The organism is Ktedonobacteraceae bacterium (genome assembly GCA_035653615.1).
GTDB lineage: Bacteria > Chloroflexota > Ktedonobacteria > Ktedonobacterales > Ktedonobacteraceae > DASRBN01.
In genome coordinates this window covers 114,562-129,202 of sequence record DASRBN010000027.1, presented here as the reverse complement: position 1 = coordinate 129,202, position 14,641 = coordinate 114,562, and the positions used below count along the sequence as shown (strand labels likewise).

14 protein-coding genes and 1 tRNA gene are annotated in these 14,641 nt (G+C 52.9%); 3 read left to right on the top strand and 12 right to left on the bottom strand.

Translation table 11 applies throughout. From position 1 onward, the window contains the following. Window positions 1-12 precede the first annotated feature (12 nt). Together VFA09_14635 and mnmG are read right to left on the bottom strand one after the other, a co-directional pair. Window positions 13-696 carry a response regulator transcription factor gene (locus VFA09_14635; GenBank protein HZU68510.1) on the bottom strand — a complete coding sequence of 228 codons (684 nt, stop codon included), beginning with the start codon at window positions 694-696 and terminating at the stop codon, window positions 13-15. Between the two features lie 355 nt (window positions 697-1,051). Beyond that, a complete protein-coding gene (gene mnmG / locus VFA09_14630) occupies window positions 1,052-3,124 on the bottom strand; it encodes a tRNA uridine-5-carboxymethylaminomethyl(34) synthesis enzyme MnmG (GenBank protein ID HZU68509.1) in 2,073 nt (690 codons plus the stop codon). A 215-nt stretch (window positions 3,125-3,339) separates the two neighbouring features. Between mnmG and VFA09_14625 the strand changes: the two genes are divergently transcribed. Together VFA09_14625 and VFA09_14620 are read left to right on the top strand one after the other, a co-directional pair. Beyond that, window positions 3,340-4,335 carry a GAF domain-containing protein gene (locus tag VFA09_14625; protein ID HZU68508.1) on the top strand — a complete coding sequence of 332 codons (996 nt, stop codon included), beginning with the start codon at window positions 3,340-3,342 and terminating at the stop codon, window positions 4,333-4,335. Window positions 4,336-4,470: 135 nt separating this feature from the next. Then, window positions 4,471-4,554: transfer RNA gene (locus VFA09_14620), tRNA-Leu, on the top strand. Window positions 4,555-4,799: 245 nt separating this feature from the next. On the opposite strand, the gene VFA09_14615 is transcribed toward VFA09_14620, so the two are convergent. The 10 genes from VFA09_14615 to VFA09_14570 form a co-directional block, all read right to left on the bottom strand. Continuing rightward, entirely contained in the window at window positions 4,800-6,350 is a 1,551-nt protein-coding gene (locus tag VFA09_14615; GenBank protein ID HZU68507.1) for an ATP-binding protein, read from the bottom strand. Between the two features lie 424 nt (window positions 6,351-6,774). Beyond that, window positions 6,775-7,665, bottom strand: coding sequence for a hypothetical protein (locus VFA09_14610; protein HZU68506.1), 891 nt, complete (start codon window positions 7,663-7,665; stop codon window positions 6,775-6,777). 42 nt (window positions 7,666-7,707) lie between these two features. Further along, window positions 7,708-8,076: a zf-HC2 domain-containing protein gene (locus VFA09_14605; GenBank protein HZU68505.1), complete on the bottom strand. Its 369-nt coding sequence runs from the start codon at window positions 8,074-8,076 to the stop codon at window positions 7,708-7,710. A gap of 14 nt (window positions 8,077-8,090) precedes the next feature. Then, the gene (locus VFA09_14600; GenBank protein ID HZU68504.1) at window positions 8,091-8,744 is read right to left on the bottom strand and encodes a sigma-70 family RNA polymerase sigma factor; all 654 of its coding nucleotides are present in this window, start codon (window positions 8,742-8,744) and stop codon (window positions 8,091-8,093) included. Between the two features lie 166 nt (window positions 8,745-8,910). Beyond that, window positions 8,911-9,195, bottom strand: a complete 285-nt coding sequence (locus VFA09_14595; protein ID HZU68503.1) for a hypothetical protein — start codon at window positions 9,193-9,195, stop codon at window positions 8,911-8,913. A gap of 12 nt (window positions 9,196-9,207) precedes the next feature. Continuing rightward, the gene (locus VFA09_14590; protein ID HZU68502.1) at window positions 9,208-9,537 is read right to left on the bottom strand and encodes a MarR family transcriptional regulator; all 330 of its coding nucleotides are present in this window, start codon (window positions 9,535-9,537) and stop codon (window positions 9,208-9,210) included. Window positions 9,538-9,991: 454 nt separating this feature from the next. Next, window positions 9,992-10,777 (bottom strand): YsnF/AvaK domain-containing protein, encoded by a 786-nt coding sequence (locus VFA09_14585; GenBank protein HZU68501.1) that lies wholly within the window; start codon window positions 10,775-10,777, stop codon window positions 9,992-9,994. Between the two features lie 125 nt (window positions 10,778-10,902). Continuing rightward, the gene (locus VFA09_14580; GenBank protein ID HZU68500.1) at window positions 10,903-11,697 is read right to left on the bottom strand and encodes a YsnF/AvaK domain-containing protein; all 795 of its coding nucleotides are present in this window, start codon (window positions 11,695-11,697) and stop codon (window positions 10,903-10,905) included. Between the two features lie 82 nt (window positions 11,698-11,779). Further along, window positions 11,780-12,559 carry a hypothetical protein gene (locus tag VFA09_14575; protein ID HZU68499.1) on the bottom strand — a complete coding sequence of 260 codons (780 nt, stop codon included), beginning with the start codon at window positions 12,557-12,559 and terminating at the stop codon, window positions 11,780-11,782. A gap of 42 nt (window positions 12,560-12,601) precedes the next feature. Next, the gene (locus VFA09_14570) at window positions 12,602-13,033 is read right to left on the bottom strand and encodes a YtxH domain-containing protein (protein HZU68498.1); all 432 of its coding nucleotides are present in this window, start codon (window positions 13,031-13,033) and stop codon (window positions 12,602-12,604) included. Window positions 13,034-13,217: 184 nt separating this feature from the next. Here VFA09_14570 and VFA09_14565 point away from each other — a divergent pair, with 184 nt between their 5' ends. After that, window positions 13,218-14,555, top strand: a complete 1,338-nt coding sequence (locus VFA09_14565; protein HZU68497.1) for a radical SAM protein — start codon at window positions 13,218-13,220, stop codon at window positions 14,553-14,555. Window positions 14,556-14,641 lie beyond the last annotated feature (86 nt).

Here is a 14,641-nt window from a genome sequence, read left to right as displayed (position 1 = left end):
AAATACCGGCCCTCATTTGGCCTGGAACTTGTAGCCAAGCCCGCGTACTGAGACAATGTACTGCGGGTTTTCGGCATCGTTTTCGAGTTTCATACGTAGGCGACGAATATACACGTCTACGATATTGCTGTTGCTTTCATTGTCGTTCCAGACTTCAGATAGCAGCTGGTCGCGATGCACAACCTGACCGGTGGATGCCATAAGCGAACGTAAGACATGCATCTCGGTAGGAGTGAGCAAGACGGATGTGCCATCGGATAAAACGACTTTGAGTTCCGCGGGAAAGAGCTCGATGCGGCCACTCCGCAGGCTGGTTACGTTCAATTTGCTCTGCTTTTTGATACGCCGCATGACGGCCTGCACGCGAGCAACGAGTTCCTGGTGATTGTAGGGTTTGCAAATGTAATCATCGGCGCCGATATTAAATCCCTGCAATTTCGCTTCGATGCCATCCTGCGCAGTCATGAAGATGAGGGGGATCTCATATCCCTGAGCGCGCAGTGTTTTGGAAAATTCAAAGCCGTTGATATAGGGCATCATGACATCAAGAATGAGCAGGTCGGGTTCGCGCTTCTGAATCATCTGCAAGGCGCCACGTGGGTTGTCGGTGGTTTCGACTTCATAGCCTTCCTTGCTGAGTACGAATTGAACGAGCGTGTTTGCGAAACGGTCATCATCTACGACAAGAATATACACGTTTTTCCCCCTCTTGAGTCAGGACAGGCATCAGGCACTGCCCCTACAGGATTTCTGCGACTGAACCTGGCACCCACAAGGGGCACCACTACATGTCATCTATCATTACTTGCCGGTTGTTCTATCACATGCATCCATACAATGAATAGCTTCACAACCTGGATAGCGCCACAGCTATTACGCTATGCGAGCGATGATTAAACTTTCGCTGTACTCTGGCACGGCATTGGGGGGAAAATGCGCGATGCCGGTTCTATTTGCGAGCCAGGACAGGGACAAGCCGCTGTCCCTACAGGAACGCGAGCAAGTGCGTTCTGATACCGTGGGATATGTTACACATATATACATGAGATTGTCAAGTCTCCATTGCGGCTATTCCCTTTCCGGACGATTGAGCGCCGGATAATTCTGTGGAGCGCATCTTTTCGAGATAGACCATCAGAATGGCGATATCCGCAGGGGTGACCCCTTCGACGCGCGATGCCTGGCCGATGGTACGCGGGCGAGTTCGTGTGAGTTTCTGGCGAGCCTGCGTGCGCAAATGCGAGACGGCTTCATAATCGATGGTTTCGGGTATGAGATGCTCTTCCAGGCGACGAGCGCGATGCACGATCTGTTCCTGCTTGCGCACGTAGCTTTCGTACTTGATCTGCAATTCGACTTCTTGTGCGGCCACTTCGGGTAGTCCAGGCAGCAATTCTTGCCCGGAATCGCCTGTTACAAGCTGCGCCAGTTGCGCTACCTGCGTATAGCTGACCTCAGGCCGGCGCAGCAAATCACGGGCCGAAAGCATCTGACCGAGCGGGGCGATGCCAACCTGCTGCGCATACGCCTCGGTTGCTCGTGAAGAGGTGAAAACGACCGCCGGGAGGCGCTCCAGTGTGCGAGCGATGCTCTCACGCTTCTGTATCACTTTCGCATAACGAGCCTCATCGATCAGGCCATAGTGATAGGCGTAGTCGCTCAGGCGGAGGTCCGCGCTATCTGGGCGCAGCAGGAGGCGATATTCGGCACGCGAGGTATGCAGGCGATATGGTTCGCTCATGGGTCGCGTCACCAGATCATCGATCAGCACGCCGATGTAGGCTTCGTGACGGCCCAGTACAAAAGGCGCTTCGCCGCGCACGCGCAGGGCCGCGTTGATACCGGCCATAATTCCCTGCGCCGCGGCTTCCTCGTAGCCGGAGGTGCCATTGATCTGGCCGGCAAGGAAAAGACCGGCGACGGGTTTGGTTTCCAGGGTGGGGAAGAGCTGGTCGGGCGGCACATAATCGTACTCGACGGCATAGCCAACGCGCATCATCTCGACATGTTCGAGGGCCGGGATACTGCGCATCATGGCGAGCTGTACGTCTTCCGGCAGGCTGGTATTCATTCCCTGCACGTAGACTTCGCCGGTACGCCAGCCTTCTGGCTCCAGGAAAATCTGATGGCGGCTCTTATCGGCGAAGCGCACGATTTTATCCTCGATGGAGGGGCAATAGCGCGGGCCAATTCCCTCTATGATGCCGGTATACAACGGCGAACGATGCAAATTATCGCGAATGACCTGGTGCGTCCGTTCGTTGGTATGAACGAGGTAGCAAGGCAATTGCGGTCGCCATCCATACAGGTCTTCATCGGTAACGGGATAGATGGGATTTGGACGGCCACCGGGCAGTTGCACATCCTGGCGCGCGGATTCATCCTGCGAAAAGTAGAGCGGCAGGCGGCTTCCCGGCTGTGGCTCCGTTTTGCTGAAATCGATGGTGCGGGCGTCGATGCGCGGAGGTGTACCGGTCTTAAAGCGCCGCACTTCCAGTCCCATAGCACGCAAGGAGTCGGAGATGCCCAGGGCCGGGCCTTCACCGGCTCGTCCACCGGGCTGCGTCTTTTCTCCTACAACGAGACGGCCATTAATAAACGTGCCGGTGGTCAGGATAATCGCTCCCGCCTCGTATTGCCAGCCATTGCTGGTGACGACACCCGTTACCACAGTCCGTCCATCATCTCCAACATGGCTGAGCAGGCGCGTGATGGTGGCCTGTTTCAATTCGAGGTTGGGCTGGCTTTCGAGGGCAAATTTCATAGCAAGCCGGTAGGCCTGTTTATCGCATTGGGCGCGCAAGGCCTGCACCGCCGGTCCCTTGCTAGTATTGAGCAGGCGGATCTGTATAAACGTGCGGTCGGTATTACGTCCGGCCTCGCCGCCTAAAGCATCTATTTCCTTCAGCAAATGCCCCTTGGCAGGCCCGCCCATCGAGGGGTTGCAGGGCATCAAGGCGATGCTATCCAGATTCATGGTAAGCAGCAGCGTTTTGCGTCCCATACGCGCGCAGGCCAGCGCAGCCTCACAGCCCGCGTGCCCTGCTCCCACGACAATCACCTCGTATCTTCCCCGCATGATGTGTTCGGCGGGAGGGACATACTGTTCAATTCCGTTGCTCATACACCGGCGACCTTTACTCTCTCTTCATGAGAAAACCAGAGATGTGAACGATTTTTCATACTATTTCTGCTATGTATTATGCTCCTGTCCTTATCATCCGTCAATATCCATGAGACGGAAAGAGAACCGCTTCCCCTTGCGAGATGCTGCCTTTTCTGCTATCATTATCCCCAACAGGAGCAACCAGGGGTTATTAGGGCAAAGAGTGAATTTATATGCAAGAAACGCAAACATGGCGTGCATTGCTGGGAACCATTATTTCAGATAGCCAGGAACGGCAACGCATTGCGAACGAATTGGGTATGAACCCGATGACTTTAATTCGCTGGGCGAACAATGAGACGAAGCCACGCGTGCAGAATCTGCAGCAGCTCCTGCGGGCTATTCCTGCAAAATATCGCGAGTCGATGACAAATTTGTTGATAGTAGAATTTCCAGATATGGCGCGCCTGATACAAGACCCCCTAGACGAGAAGTCCCTGCAGGAGATTCCCTCGGCATTCTATACAAGCGTATTACGGGCGCACGCGACAACCGTGAAGCAACAGCGCTTCTGGTCGATCAGCAACCTTATTTTACAGCAGGCACTTGGACAACTCGACTCCAATCTGCTGGGTATGGAGATCACGATAGCGCAATGCATGCCGCCGGCTCATGGCAGTAAAGTACGGAGCTTGCGCGAACGAACAGGGCGCGGCACCAGGCCCTGGAACACAAATATCGAGCAACGCTCCCTGTTCCTGGGGATAGAGTCGCTGGCAGGATACGCGCTGACCTCGCAGCGCCTGATGACGATCCAGGATCGCAACGAGAGCCAGATTCAGTTCACCGAAAGATGGACTGAATTTGAGGAAAGTGCGGCTGCGTGCCCGATTATATTTCAAGGGCGTCTAGCCGGTTGTTTGCTTGTCTCAAGCACACAGCCGCACTATTTCCTGCCCTTTCGCCTGCAGCTTATCCAGAACTATGCAGACCTGCTGGTGCTGGCTTTTGAAGCAGACGAATTCTACGCGCCAGAGGATATTGAACTGCTGCCCATGCCTTCGCTAGAAGAACAGCAAGCATATATTGCCCAGTTGCGGCAGCGCATCTCAGAGGTGATGCTGGAGTCCTATAAAGCCGGTCGGTCCATCAATGTGATGGATGCCGAACGCATCGTGTGGCAACGGTTAGAGGATGAACTGTTGCAATTGCCGCTCAAGTCGGAGTAAGCGGAAGAAGACGATTGACGAATTTCGCGGAGCATGATACTATCATGGCGCGTAGATTCTTCCCCGTTCGCTGCGCTCAGGGCTTCGGCTCACTCACTCAGAATGACATGAGTGGGTACAATGACAGGCAAGCGAGGGGCGGTGGCGAAATGGTAGACGCAGGAGACTTAAAATCTCCGGGACGGTGAGTCCGTGAGGGTTCGATTCCCTCCCGCCCTACTCAGGCTAGAAGCCCTTCTAGAGCCGATTCACAAAGAACAGTTTCCACAACGGGGACTGTTTTTTGTGCATTTTTATAAAGTCTCCGTTATGGAGACAATAGCCCTCCGCAACGGAGACGCATCAATCTCCGCTGTGGAGGGCTATTGTTCATCTTTTTTACTGGGAAGTTGCTATTGCTCTTCCTTCATCCTACTCCTCTCCTGTACTGCCCTAACCACCGGAACCATCCCTATCGATGTTCCCTATGGTAGTTCGTACCGCCTCCCCCGTTTTGAGCCCATACGCTTTAATCTTCCACGCTCGACTAGCACTTCCAAATCACGAAAAGCCCTTTTTTCTGTCGTACCCGTTATTTCTCTATACAAACCATTCGTGATGAAGCCATGTTCATGAACATACACTATCGCTTTTGCTAGCCTTCGCTCCTGGTCAGAAAGCTCCTCAGCCGAGGTGGGCAAAGGCGGCAACTGTTCATCATCCCACAAAGTTTCGCTCATACGCAGCTCTCGCGTCCTCAAGCCAGGTGAGATAGCAGCACTGCGAAAAGTAACGATAAACTCGCTCATTTCCCGAAACTGAGGGGCGGGAAGCCCCACACGTCTGGTCTCGTCCAACATAAATCGAATGCCACTTCCAATGCGCTCCATATAACCCGGAACATCCCTCAGCAAATTCGCTAACACAGGATTGCGCAGCCTCGATTGCACCTCCCCCTTTGCCATCTGTTCAACCGTGACCCCCGGAAGAAGCATACCTGGACTGTGTATTTCAATGCGGTCGGCATAATAAAACACGCGTATGCTTTCTCCGTACCGGCTATAATCGCGATGTATGACCGCGTTTACAAGCGCCTCTCGCAGTGCCTCGACTGGATACTCCGGTATATCAACCCTCTTCCATCCCTCTACCTTTCCCTCCACTGGCATATAGCTCCGCAGGAAAGTCTCTGCGCCATCTATTAATTCCTGCACCGTTCCCATGATGACTTTCTTATCAGTATAGCGGCTCGCCCCCATTGCTCCACGGAATAAAACACAATCTATCTCGCTTTGCATTATTCGCATTTGTGGCTCATGCCCGAAGAACAATATGCCAGCGTTCGTAGGAACTACTTTTCCATCGACGACAACAGCGCACTCCATGCCGATCAATACCTGCTCTATATCCTCAAAACGACCAGTTTGTCGGCCTCCCATCGAACGCCGTCGTAAATAAACTTCTACTTTCTCTAAATCAATATCTTCCATGACAGCATTGCGAGCCGGCAGCAATTCCCAATGGATAAGCGCACGGTCATTGGCCATTTCGATTAATTCGGACACGCTTAATGGCACAGTATGTGTACTAAGCCTCACCCAACAAACTCCGCCTGACTGATAGATAGATCCATTATTTGAGGGCACTGTGGCAACTACTAACTGCTTTCCATCTATTTCATAAATTTCAGGCTCAGGGGGATCAAGTACCAGCGCAGGCTTAATGATCTGGCGAGTAGCTCTTACTATCACATCCTTTGTCAGTGCCATGCGCTCTTCAGGGACACCCACTACTTTACGCTCTGCATCCTCAACTCCAATAATAATCATTCCGCCCTGGGCATTAGCCATACCACACAATCTTTCAGCCATCTCGACAGGTCTGGGAACCGCTACTTTGAACTCAACGGTAGCGGTCTCACCACCTTTAATCAAACGCCTGAGAGCTATTTCATTTAACCTTGCCATTGCGACCTCCACAGCATAAAACCCGGTGTCCTTGAACAGCTTCATTGTAGCAGAAACAAGTAACTTCAAACAGCCTTCTCCCGCCTTATCGCCACCTGTCCGATACCTTGTCCGATATCTTGTCCGATATCCTCTCTTTTTGTACATATTTTACGTTTTAGAACTTTTCGTGCCCGTTAATTGATGTCCGATATTGGAAAAGTCTGATGAAATTATCGGACAGGTAGCGGATGTAGAACGCATGTAAACGGGAATCACTATTGCTCTTTTTTCCTCCTCTTCTTCCCCACCGAGTCAATCTCAGCAATAGGAGAATATGACGTGTGTTCACGCCGGGCTTCAGAACTACGATAATCTTTGAGATAGATTTCTGTTACCTGTACCGTGCTATGTCCCATCTCACGCGAGAGCTTAAAGACCTCACCGCCGCGCTGAAGGTAGAACTTAAAATCTCCGGGACGGTGAGTCCGTGAGGGTTCGATTCCCTCCCGCCCTACTCAGTTGGATTATCTGACCCCTCAGTTTTGTCATTCGCCTGGTTCGTGGCCTCAGAACTGGTTTCCTGGCCCGCAACCGCACTTTGCAGCAGTAGAGAGTTGGGCAGCGAAATTGTTCTGAGCTGGCCCTCTTCGCCAGTTACCTCAAGGACTGTGTAGGCGCCAGAAGTCGTGCGAACCGTACCGCTATAATCACCGAGTGTAAGCTGCTGGCCGGGTTGAAAGTTTTGCCTTACATAATAACCGGCTATGACGTTGCGAGCTGACTCGCGCGATCCCAATGCAAAGGTGAGAGCCACTGCCAGGCCCGCTGAGGCGATGATGATGGTGAGGCTGGTGGTGAGAATGGTGGTATCTACTCCGAGCGTTGAAACTGCCAGCACGATCACAAATGCCACCACCATATATTCGATAATTCTGCCCAGCACTCTGCCATATGTGATATTCACATTATCAGCTATGGTCATGATGGTATTGCCCAGGAAGCGCGCAAGCATTGAGCCAAAAATGATCAGCAGGGCTGCGCCGATGGCCCTCGGTAAGAAGCTAAGTACATTGTCCAGCAAGTCGGCCACCGCGGTAAACGCCATCAAGCGTAGCGCCGATGCCGCAAAACTCAGCAGCAGGAAATAGAAGACGATTTGAGCTATTATTTCGGGCAAGCCTGTGTTTACTCGCATTCCTCTCATCGTGTTGTGGATGCCAGTACGTTCGGCTACTTGCTCAAAGCCGATGTGCCGGAGGATAAAGCGTACAATCCAGCGCACCAGCCAGCTTATCAGGTAGCCAATAATGAGAATAATTAAGCCATTAATGAGGCGTGGAATAAAATTAATGATTTCGAGAAAGGTTTGGGTAAGTGAGTTGACAAGTGGCTGAAAATCCATTGCAGGTCCTTCCCCTTTCCAAATTTGGAAATAATTGCGCTCTCAGGCTCCAGTCGCCTGAGAGCGGGTTGCTCCTGGCACAGAAGGCGGGGCAACGAGACCGCCTATCAGATTGATGAGTTCTATCACCCACATGGCAAAGGTTTTTGATGACAAATCCAGCAATTCTAATCCGCTGTGTTGCCTGTGGATGCGCGCCAGTAGCCTGACCTCAAACCCGGCCGGTACATGAAGTTGAACATTTTCAGCTTGAAGCGCGGCAAATAACGTTCGAATCTGGCGAGCAGCTTCTAGCTCGCGCTGGCAGTCTGGGCATTGAGATAGAGCGGCTTCGGCCTCGGCCCGCAGATCGTCTGGAAGCGTACCGTCAACTAAATCCGGTAATAACTGAGTTAACTCTTCACAGTTCATGGTTTCACTCCTTTTTATCTGGCTTTTTCCTTAGGACTAAGGCGAGAGGGAACGGTGAAATTCAGATATCTGCCGCAGAGCTGGTTGAAAGCTTCCTGGAAGGCCAGGCGCGCGCGGTGAATGCGCATCTTGACGGCGCTCAGGCTTGCCTGAAGCGCTTTTGCAATCTCATCATAGCTGACATCATTGAGATCACGCATCACCAGGAGACGCGCCTGGTCACGATCAAGCTTTTGAAGCACATTCCTGATGCATTCTCTGAGTTCCGCCCGCATGACGCTCTCCTCAGGACCTGCTATGGGCGTGGCTTGAGATGCCAGGGGGTCATTATCTTCGTCATGTTCGCTCCCATTGCGGTTATTTCCAGGACGGATAGTTTTAGGACGACGCTTGATTTTATCGAGCGCATCTATGGTGGTGTTGGCGGTAATGCGGTACAACCAGCTTGAAAACGATGCCTGCTGTTCGAATTTGTGCAAGCCATGGTAGACCTTGACGAAGACTTCCTGAGTGATGTCCTCGGCCTCTTCCTTGTTAGAAACCAGTTGGTAAATCTGGCTATAGACGCGGTTCATATGCCGTTGCACCAGGATCTCATAACTGCGAGTATTCCGAGGCAACTCAGATTTGCAACGCGCTACCAGGTCTTCATCCGTGAGTGCCGCCATACTGTGAACTACTTCCTTACAATGAGACAGAAATGACACGACACGCCTGAGCTTACGAGCAACCATGACCGGGAGTATTATACGCTTAGTTATATGGCTTGTCTAGACGGGCGGCAGGCGGGCGACCTCAAGGGTACGCCCCTACCTGCCCCCCCGGAAACACCTTTCATAACTCGACAAAAATACCATTCTCGATGACGAAGAAGCCAGGAAGGGTTGCTGTCTTCAAGCTACTAAAACTCGTCTTCAGCTTCAAGCGGTACATTGCCAGATCGTTGCCGCTCTTTCCTGTGCTTCCTATGCGGTATGCTACTCCGCATACAATGTCAGGTGCGTCTATCGCAACGATAGGAATCCTGCGCAGCGAATGCTCAAATACTGGAGAAGCATCGCGTATGGCAGGAAGATACGTTTGCTGAGCTGATGTCAGAATGTTCTGTTTCTGTTCCATAATATATCTTTTCTACTCACTTTTTTCCTTATCGATACGGACATCAAAAAGGCGCAAGATCTGAGTACCTTTCCCTGTAATCCGTATAACGGTAGAGCGTCTATCCATCTCATGAAGAGAACGGGTCACTAAGCCTTTCTCTTCCAGGCGATTAATCATTTTTGATGCGGCAGCATAACTCACACCAAAGGCAGATGCAATCATTCCTATAGAACAGGAGGTAGAACGTGACACCACTACCAGCACCTCAACCTGGCGTGATGTCACAGTGTTAGACTTCTGGGGAACCATAACCATCCTTTTCATCTCCGACCATTGATAGTCAATGTCAATACAACTCATGCTGAACAGGTACTCTCCTTTGCTTAGGGCCACCTGTGTCTCCTATCTTTTTCCATGACTCATTCTTCTTGTGGAAAGGGTAGGATATTCCGATTAGACGGCTTTTTTTTGAAAAAGTCACTCGATATGTCCTCTGTATCGCCTGCTATTGTGACGCTGGTGCGGACCGGTCTGGAGATGGCAGCGGCGAGGGGCAATAGGAACGTAATCACCGCTTGAAAGAAAGCGCCACACTTGATAGAGGATATGGATATGGAGAATGATTCATGACAGGTTGGAGAGGCTACTACCAGCTACGGAGATGAGTGGTGAAGATGTGCTGGCGAAGGCAGTCACGCTTGAAATAGCGCGATAATGGACAGGGAAGGATGCAATTTATCCTTCCCTGTTCTGTACAGCAGAAGAGGCGAGAGGCCACTAAGCCTTCCCCAGAGGTTTCTCCTACTTGGGAGAGTTAGCCTGAGATGGACTCCCCATCTGTGCCCTGCACATCGACATCGCCCTCCTGCTCGATGTGTGCCTCTTCGCGGCGGACTGTATCAGAGACCGTCTGTGTCTCCTGGACTGGTTGCTTGCCAATAGCAACCTCGCCCGTCTCGACGGTCTGCTTGGAAGTCGTCACCTGTTCCTCACGGACCGGAATGCGATAGGTCTCACTCTCGCCAATCGGCGCATCAGAGGGCTGCCCAGAGCCGGGTCGCCGCTCGATGTAGACTTCCTCGTGGGTAACGGGCACATCGATGCTCTTTTGCTCCTCCACCACGTCTTTGCGCAGGCGTACCTCACCGGTTTCCACCGGCTGTTTCTGGACCTGCAGTTGCTCCTCACGCAGTTTGAGCCGCTGCGCATCCTCTACCTCTGTCCCTGTTGCAGTGGAAGTGTAGTCCGCCGTCTGCGTACTCGCTGGAGTGGAAGCATACCCACCAGCCTGGGCAGCCTGGCCGTTAAAGTCATACCCTCCATAGCGGCGTAGAATATCATATGCTTCTTGCTGGCGATCATTCGTCATGACCATCACCACTGTGCGCCCGGCCTCAAACTCCTGGTTATAGAAGGTCGCTTCCTGCTCTGGTAAGCCCAGATTCTCAAGCGAGTCGGTGATCCCACTACCGCCCCTACGCACCGAATACCGTATTTGATCCGAGCTAAAGCCAGCTTGCTGCAGATCATTCATTGCCTGCTGTGCCTGAGCGTCATCTGCAAAGACGCCCATCACGGTTGAACGATTCATTGTTGTCATCAGTATGCTCCTTTTCGTCGTTGTTTCACTACGTTTGCAAGGCAGGAGACAGTGAAGTCCCTCTGCCTTCAGCTCTGATGTGGGGAAAGGCAGGAGAAAAGGGCGATCTCAAGGGTGCGCCCTTACTATGAGACATCCTCCACATCATTCCCATGCATGTTTACCTGACCGGTCCGCTCGATATGCGCTTCCTCTCGTCGCAGTGTTTCCTGGACGCGTTTAAGCTCCTGGACCGGTCGCTTGCTGATGAAGACCTCTTCCTTCACCACAGTCTGCTTTTCAACGCGTACCTGTTCCTCGCGCAGCACAATCCTGAGCGTTCCGCCATCCTTGAGAACCTCGATAGGCATCTCTTCACCCTGGTACACCGGTTGATCCGATGGCTGACCAGGAACAGGACGGCGCTCAATGACCAGTTCCTCGCGGGTCACAGGCACGGTGATGGTTTTTTCCTCGGTGATGACCTCTTTGCGAACAATGATCTCACCGGTGACCACTGCCTGCTTATGAACCTGCAGTTCCTCCTGGCGTACCGGGATGACGCGATCACCCTCCTCGCGGAGAGAACTGCTGTCATAGGCGCCAAAGCGGTGCAGGATGTTCTGAGCTTGCTGTTGGTGTCCATAGGACTCGACCGCGACCACGGTAGCGCCAGCCTCTAACTCGTGCTGATAGTAGTCCGCTTCATTTTCGGGCACGCCCTTGCTTACCAGTTCAGCAGAAAGCTGCCCATTTGCCGCCTCATGCCCGGTGATTGCGCTTGCTAGATGGTCGATAAGACCTCCAGCTCTGGCCGCATGCCCATTTACCGAGATTTCATCGTCTCGAAAACCCGCGTGTCGGAGTTCATCGATGGCCTGTTGCGCCAGGGAGCGATCTCGAAAGACGCCCAGCACCATGGGACGTTCCGTCGTTGCCACGCATATGCTCCTTTCAGAAGACGTTTTGGCAAGCCTGCCTCGTGCTTCCAACCTGCAAGCAGCAAGGCCACCAGGTGTCGTCTCACCGGCTAACGCGTCTGACTCCTGGCCGCATCTGATCTTCCTGCACCTGCGCGGCAGCACGTGCCTGCTCCTTGACCTGTTGCGGGTCGATCTGCTCGGCAGCATTGCTCACTGTGCTTTCACCGCGCGCGAGCCAGCGGCGGGCTGCATCCTGTCCGCCCAGTCCAAAGGCCAGGCCAAATGCAATCGCCAGCGCGGCTACCATGGCACCAAACAGTTCGTTGATGAGGGCCGGGGCAATCTTTAACTGCTCCAGCGCGATAAGCGCGGCGAAGCCGATGATGGCCCAGCGCGCAATGCCCGCGAGGATGTTGGGATTGCCAATGTTGGCGGAAGCCACCGTTCCGCGTACCAGGTCAGCCACGACGGTGGCGGCCAGGCTGCCCAGGAACAGCACCAAAATGGCCACAAAGACATTCGGAATGTAGGCCACCAGGGTGTTCAAAATGTTGCTCACGGTGGGAAGACCGAGCGCATCCGCCGCAGGAACCAGGAAGATCAGCAGGATGAACCAGTACACGATCTTGCCTAAAATGCCGGCAGCATCCATCCGCACACCCATGCGCTGCTCGAAGCGCGTCAGACCAATGCGATCCGAGAGCCGGTCAAAACCGATCTTGCGCAACAGGAAGGTCAACGCTTTGCTAACCAATGTGGCAATGATCAGTCCAACGACCAGGATGACCAGAAACCCGATCAACCTGGGGATGAAAGTGAGGATGAGGTTGACGGCGTTACTTAACGCGTTAAATATCGCTGTGCCCCAATTCGTAATCATGTTCTCCTCCTTCTAGCTCGATGAAACGTTCCAAAACCAGGCCTATGGCGTCTCATCAAGAGCCATGTCGTCGATAAAGACAATCTCTTTTTCAGGCTCTTCCTCAGCAGTGGTTGTAGACTGCTGCCCGCCTGGCATGAGAGATGTCGCGGCCTGTTTGGTAGCGTTGGCAACATCCTGCCCGGTCTGCTTCACGTTGGTGGCAGCTTGCTGGGCCAGGTCAGCTAAGCTGCTGCCAGTGGCCTTGACCTGTGATGTCGCCTGCTGCGCGTAGCCTTTTAACTGGCCAGCCGTCTGCGTCGTCGTTGCCACTACCTGTTGTCCTACCTGCTTCAGTTGCTCATTGTCTGGCAGGTTACGACGCAACACCTGGTAGCGTGCGCTCAGCAGACGGCGCATCTCTTCACCTTTCATCGGTGCGACCAGCAGTCCTATTCCTATACCGATGAAGACGCCATTAAGAAAACGACCCATGTATGTACCTCCTTTCTTCATGTTGTCAGGTCATATCCATTTCATGTTGTTCCTAATAAGAGAAGGATGGATGACCTGCTTTTCAGCTCGTTCGCGCATCGTTCTATGAGAACTCTTGCATGTGACGAATGCAAGGCTGAGAAGGAAGAAGTGTTCGTAAAGATTGAACTCCAGGGTGACCGCCATGGTCGCCCCTACTGTCGAGGGTTTGAGCAATCAGACGACCTTCATTCCTTATCAAAAGAGTACATGGTCGTACTCGTTTCCTGGTTTCAATATGTTAAATATTTCGCAGAACGCAAGCCTGGAATTTTATGCGCCGCCTATTGACTATAGAACACAAGTTCGTTATACTATATCCATGCTAGTGCAAACGCTTCCTGATACGCTGACAAAGCTGGCACTGATGGGCGATGCCACAGAATACGAACCGGCTGGCGACCAACCACAGGCGGAACAGAAACGCGTGCCTTACCAGTCTCATAGCCTGGCAGAATGCATTACGAATGTGTCTACCCCTAAAGGGAGCAAGCCTATCCTCAAGACAATGGTAACCACGGCTTGCGAAAGAAATTGCAATTATTGCCCCTTTCGAGCCGGGCGCAGTAAGGCGAAGCGTCTTACCTTCACGCCGGATGAACTGGCGGCGGGTCTGGATACACTGCAACGCGCGGGGCAGGTCGAGGGAATGTTCCTCTCATCAGGTATCATCCGGGGCAGCGTGACGACGCAGGATAAGATCATCGATACGGCAGAGATCGTGCGCAAGCGCTACCATTACCAGGGCTATTTACACCTCAAAGTCATGCCAGGGATTGAATACGATCAACTGTACCGCTTGATGCAACTGGCGGACCGGGTTTCGGTCAACCTGGAAGGCCCAACGCAGGAACGTCTAGACGCGCTGGCACCAAAGAAAGATTTTCAGCGTGAATTGCTCAGTATGCTGCAACTGGCTGAACAGATACGCCGCGCCCATCCTTACGAAAAGCTGGCCGGTACCGTGACGCAGTTTGTAGTGGGGGCGGTCGGCGATACAGATCACGAATTGCTCTCGCTCAGCAACCGCCTGTACCGGCAATATCATGTGACACGGGCTTATTATTCGGGCTTCAGTCCGGTGATTCAAACTCCATTTGAAAACCTGCCCCCGACAAATCCCCTGCGTGAACACCGTTTGTACCAGGCCAGCTTTTTGCTGCGCGATTATGGCTGGAAAGTGGAAGATTTGCCATTTTTGCCGGATGGGAATATGCAGCTCGATATGGATCCGAAGCGAGCATGGGCAGAACGCTATCTACGGGAAGCTCCTGTTGAACTAATGACGGCAAGACGGGACGAACTCCTGCGCATCCCAGGAATTGGCCCCGTTGGAGCCGATGCCATTCTCAAAGCGCGTCGCCAGGGCAAGCTGACCTCTCTTACTGACTTAGGGAAACTTGGCATTCGTGCGCCCCAGCAAGCATCTCCCTATATCCTCTTGAGTGGACGAAAGCCACTAGCCCAACTGAGCCTCTTCTAGAAACTGCCTATCCCGGCGTCAAAGGAACCAGGACCCCACCTGCTAACAATATGCTTCAGCAAGCGTCACAGTTGGCATAAAGACGT

Bases quoted from the DNA above. Each gene is read 5' to 3' on its own strand.
- VFA09_14565 (HZU68497.1), top strand. From the start codon at position 13,218: ATGGTCGCCCCTACTGTCGAGGGTTTGAGCAATCAGACGACCTTCATT.
- VFA09_14585 (HZU68501.1), bottom strand. From the start codon at position 10,777: ATGACAACAATGAATCGTTCAACCGTGATGGGCGTCTTTGCAGATGAC.
- VFA09_14600 (HZU68504.1), bottom strand. From the start codon at position 8,744: ATGGCGGCACTCACGGATGAAGACCTGGTAGCGCGTTGCAAATCTGAG.
- mnmG (HZU68509.1), bottom strand. From the start codon at position 3,124: ATGAGCAACGGAATTGAACAGTATGTCCCTCCCGCCGAACACATCATG.
- VFA09_14610 (HZU68506.1), bottom strand. From the start codon at position 7,665: ATGGATTTTCAGCCACTTGTCAACTCACTTACCCAAACCTTTCTCGAA.
- VFA09_14590 (HZU68502.1), bottom strand. From the start codon at position 9,537: ATGAGTTGTATTGACATTGACTATCAATGGTCGGAGATGAAAAGGATG.
- VFA09_14575 (HZU68499.1), bottom strand. From the start codon at position 12,559: ATGATTACGAATTGGGGCACAGCGATATTTAACGCGTTAAGTAACGCC.
- VFA09_14595 (HZU68503.1), bottom strand. From the start codon at position 9,195: ATGGAACAGAAACAGAACATTCTGACATCAGCTCAGCAAACGTATCTT.
- VFA09_14605 (HZU68505.1), bottom strand. From the start codon at position 8,076: ATGAACTGTGAAGAGTTAACTCAGTTATTACCGGATTTAGTTGACGGT.
- VFA09_14570 (HZU68498.1), bottom strand. From the start codon at position 13,033: ATGGGTCGTTTTCTTAATGGCGTCTTCATCGGTATAGGAATAGGACTG.
- VFA09_14625 (HZU68508.1), top strand. From the start codon at position 3,340: ATGCAAGAAACGCAAACATGGCGTGCATTGCTGGGAACCATTATTTCA.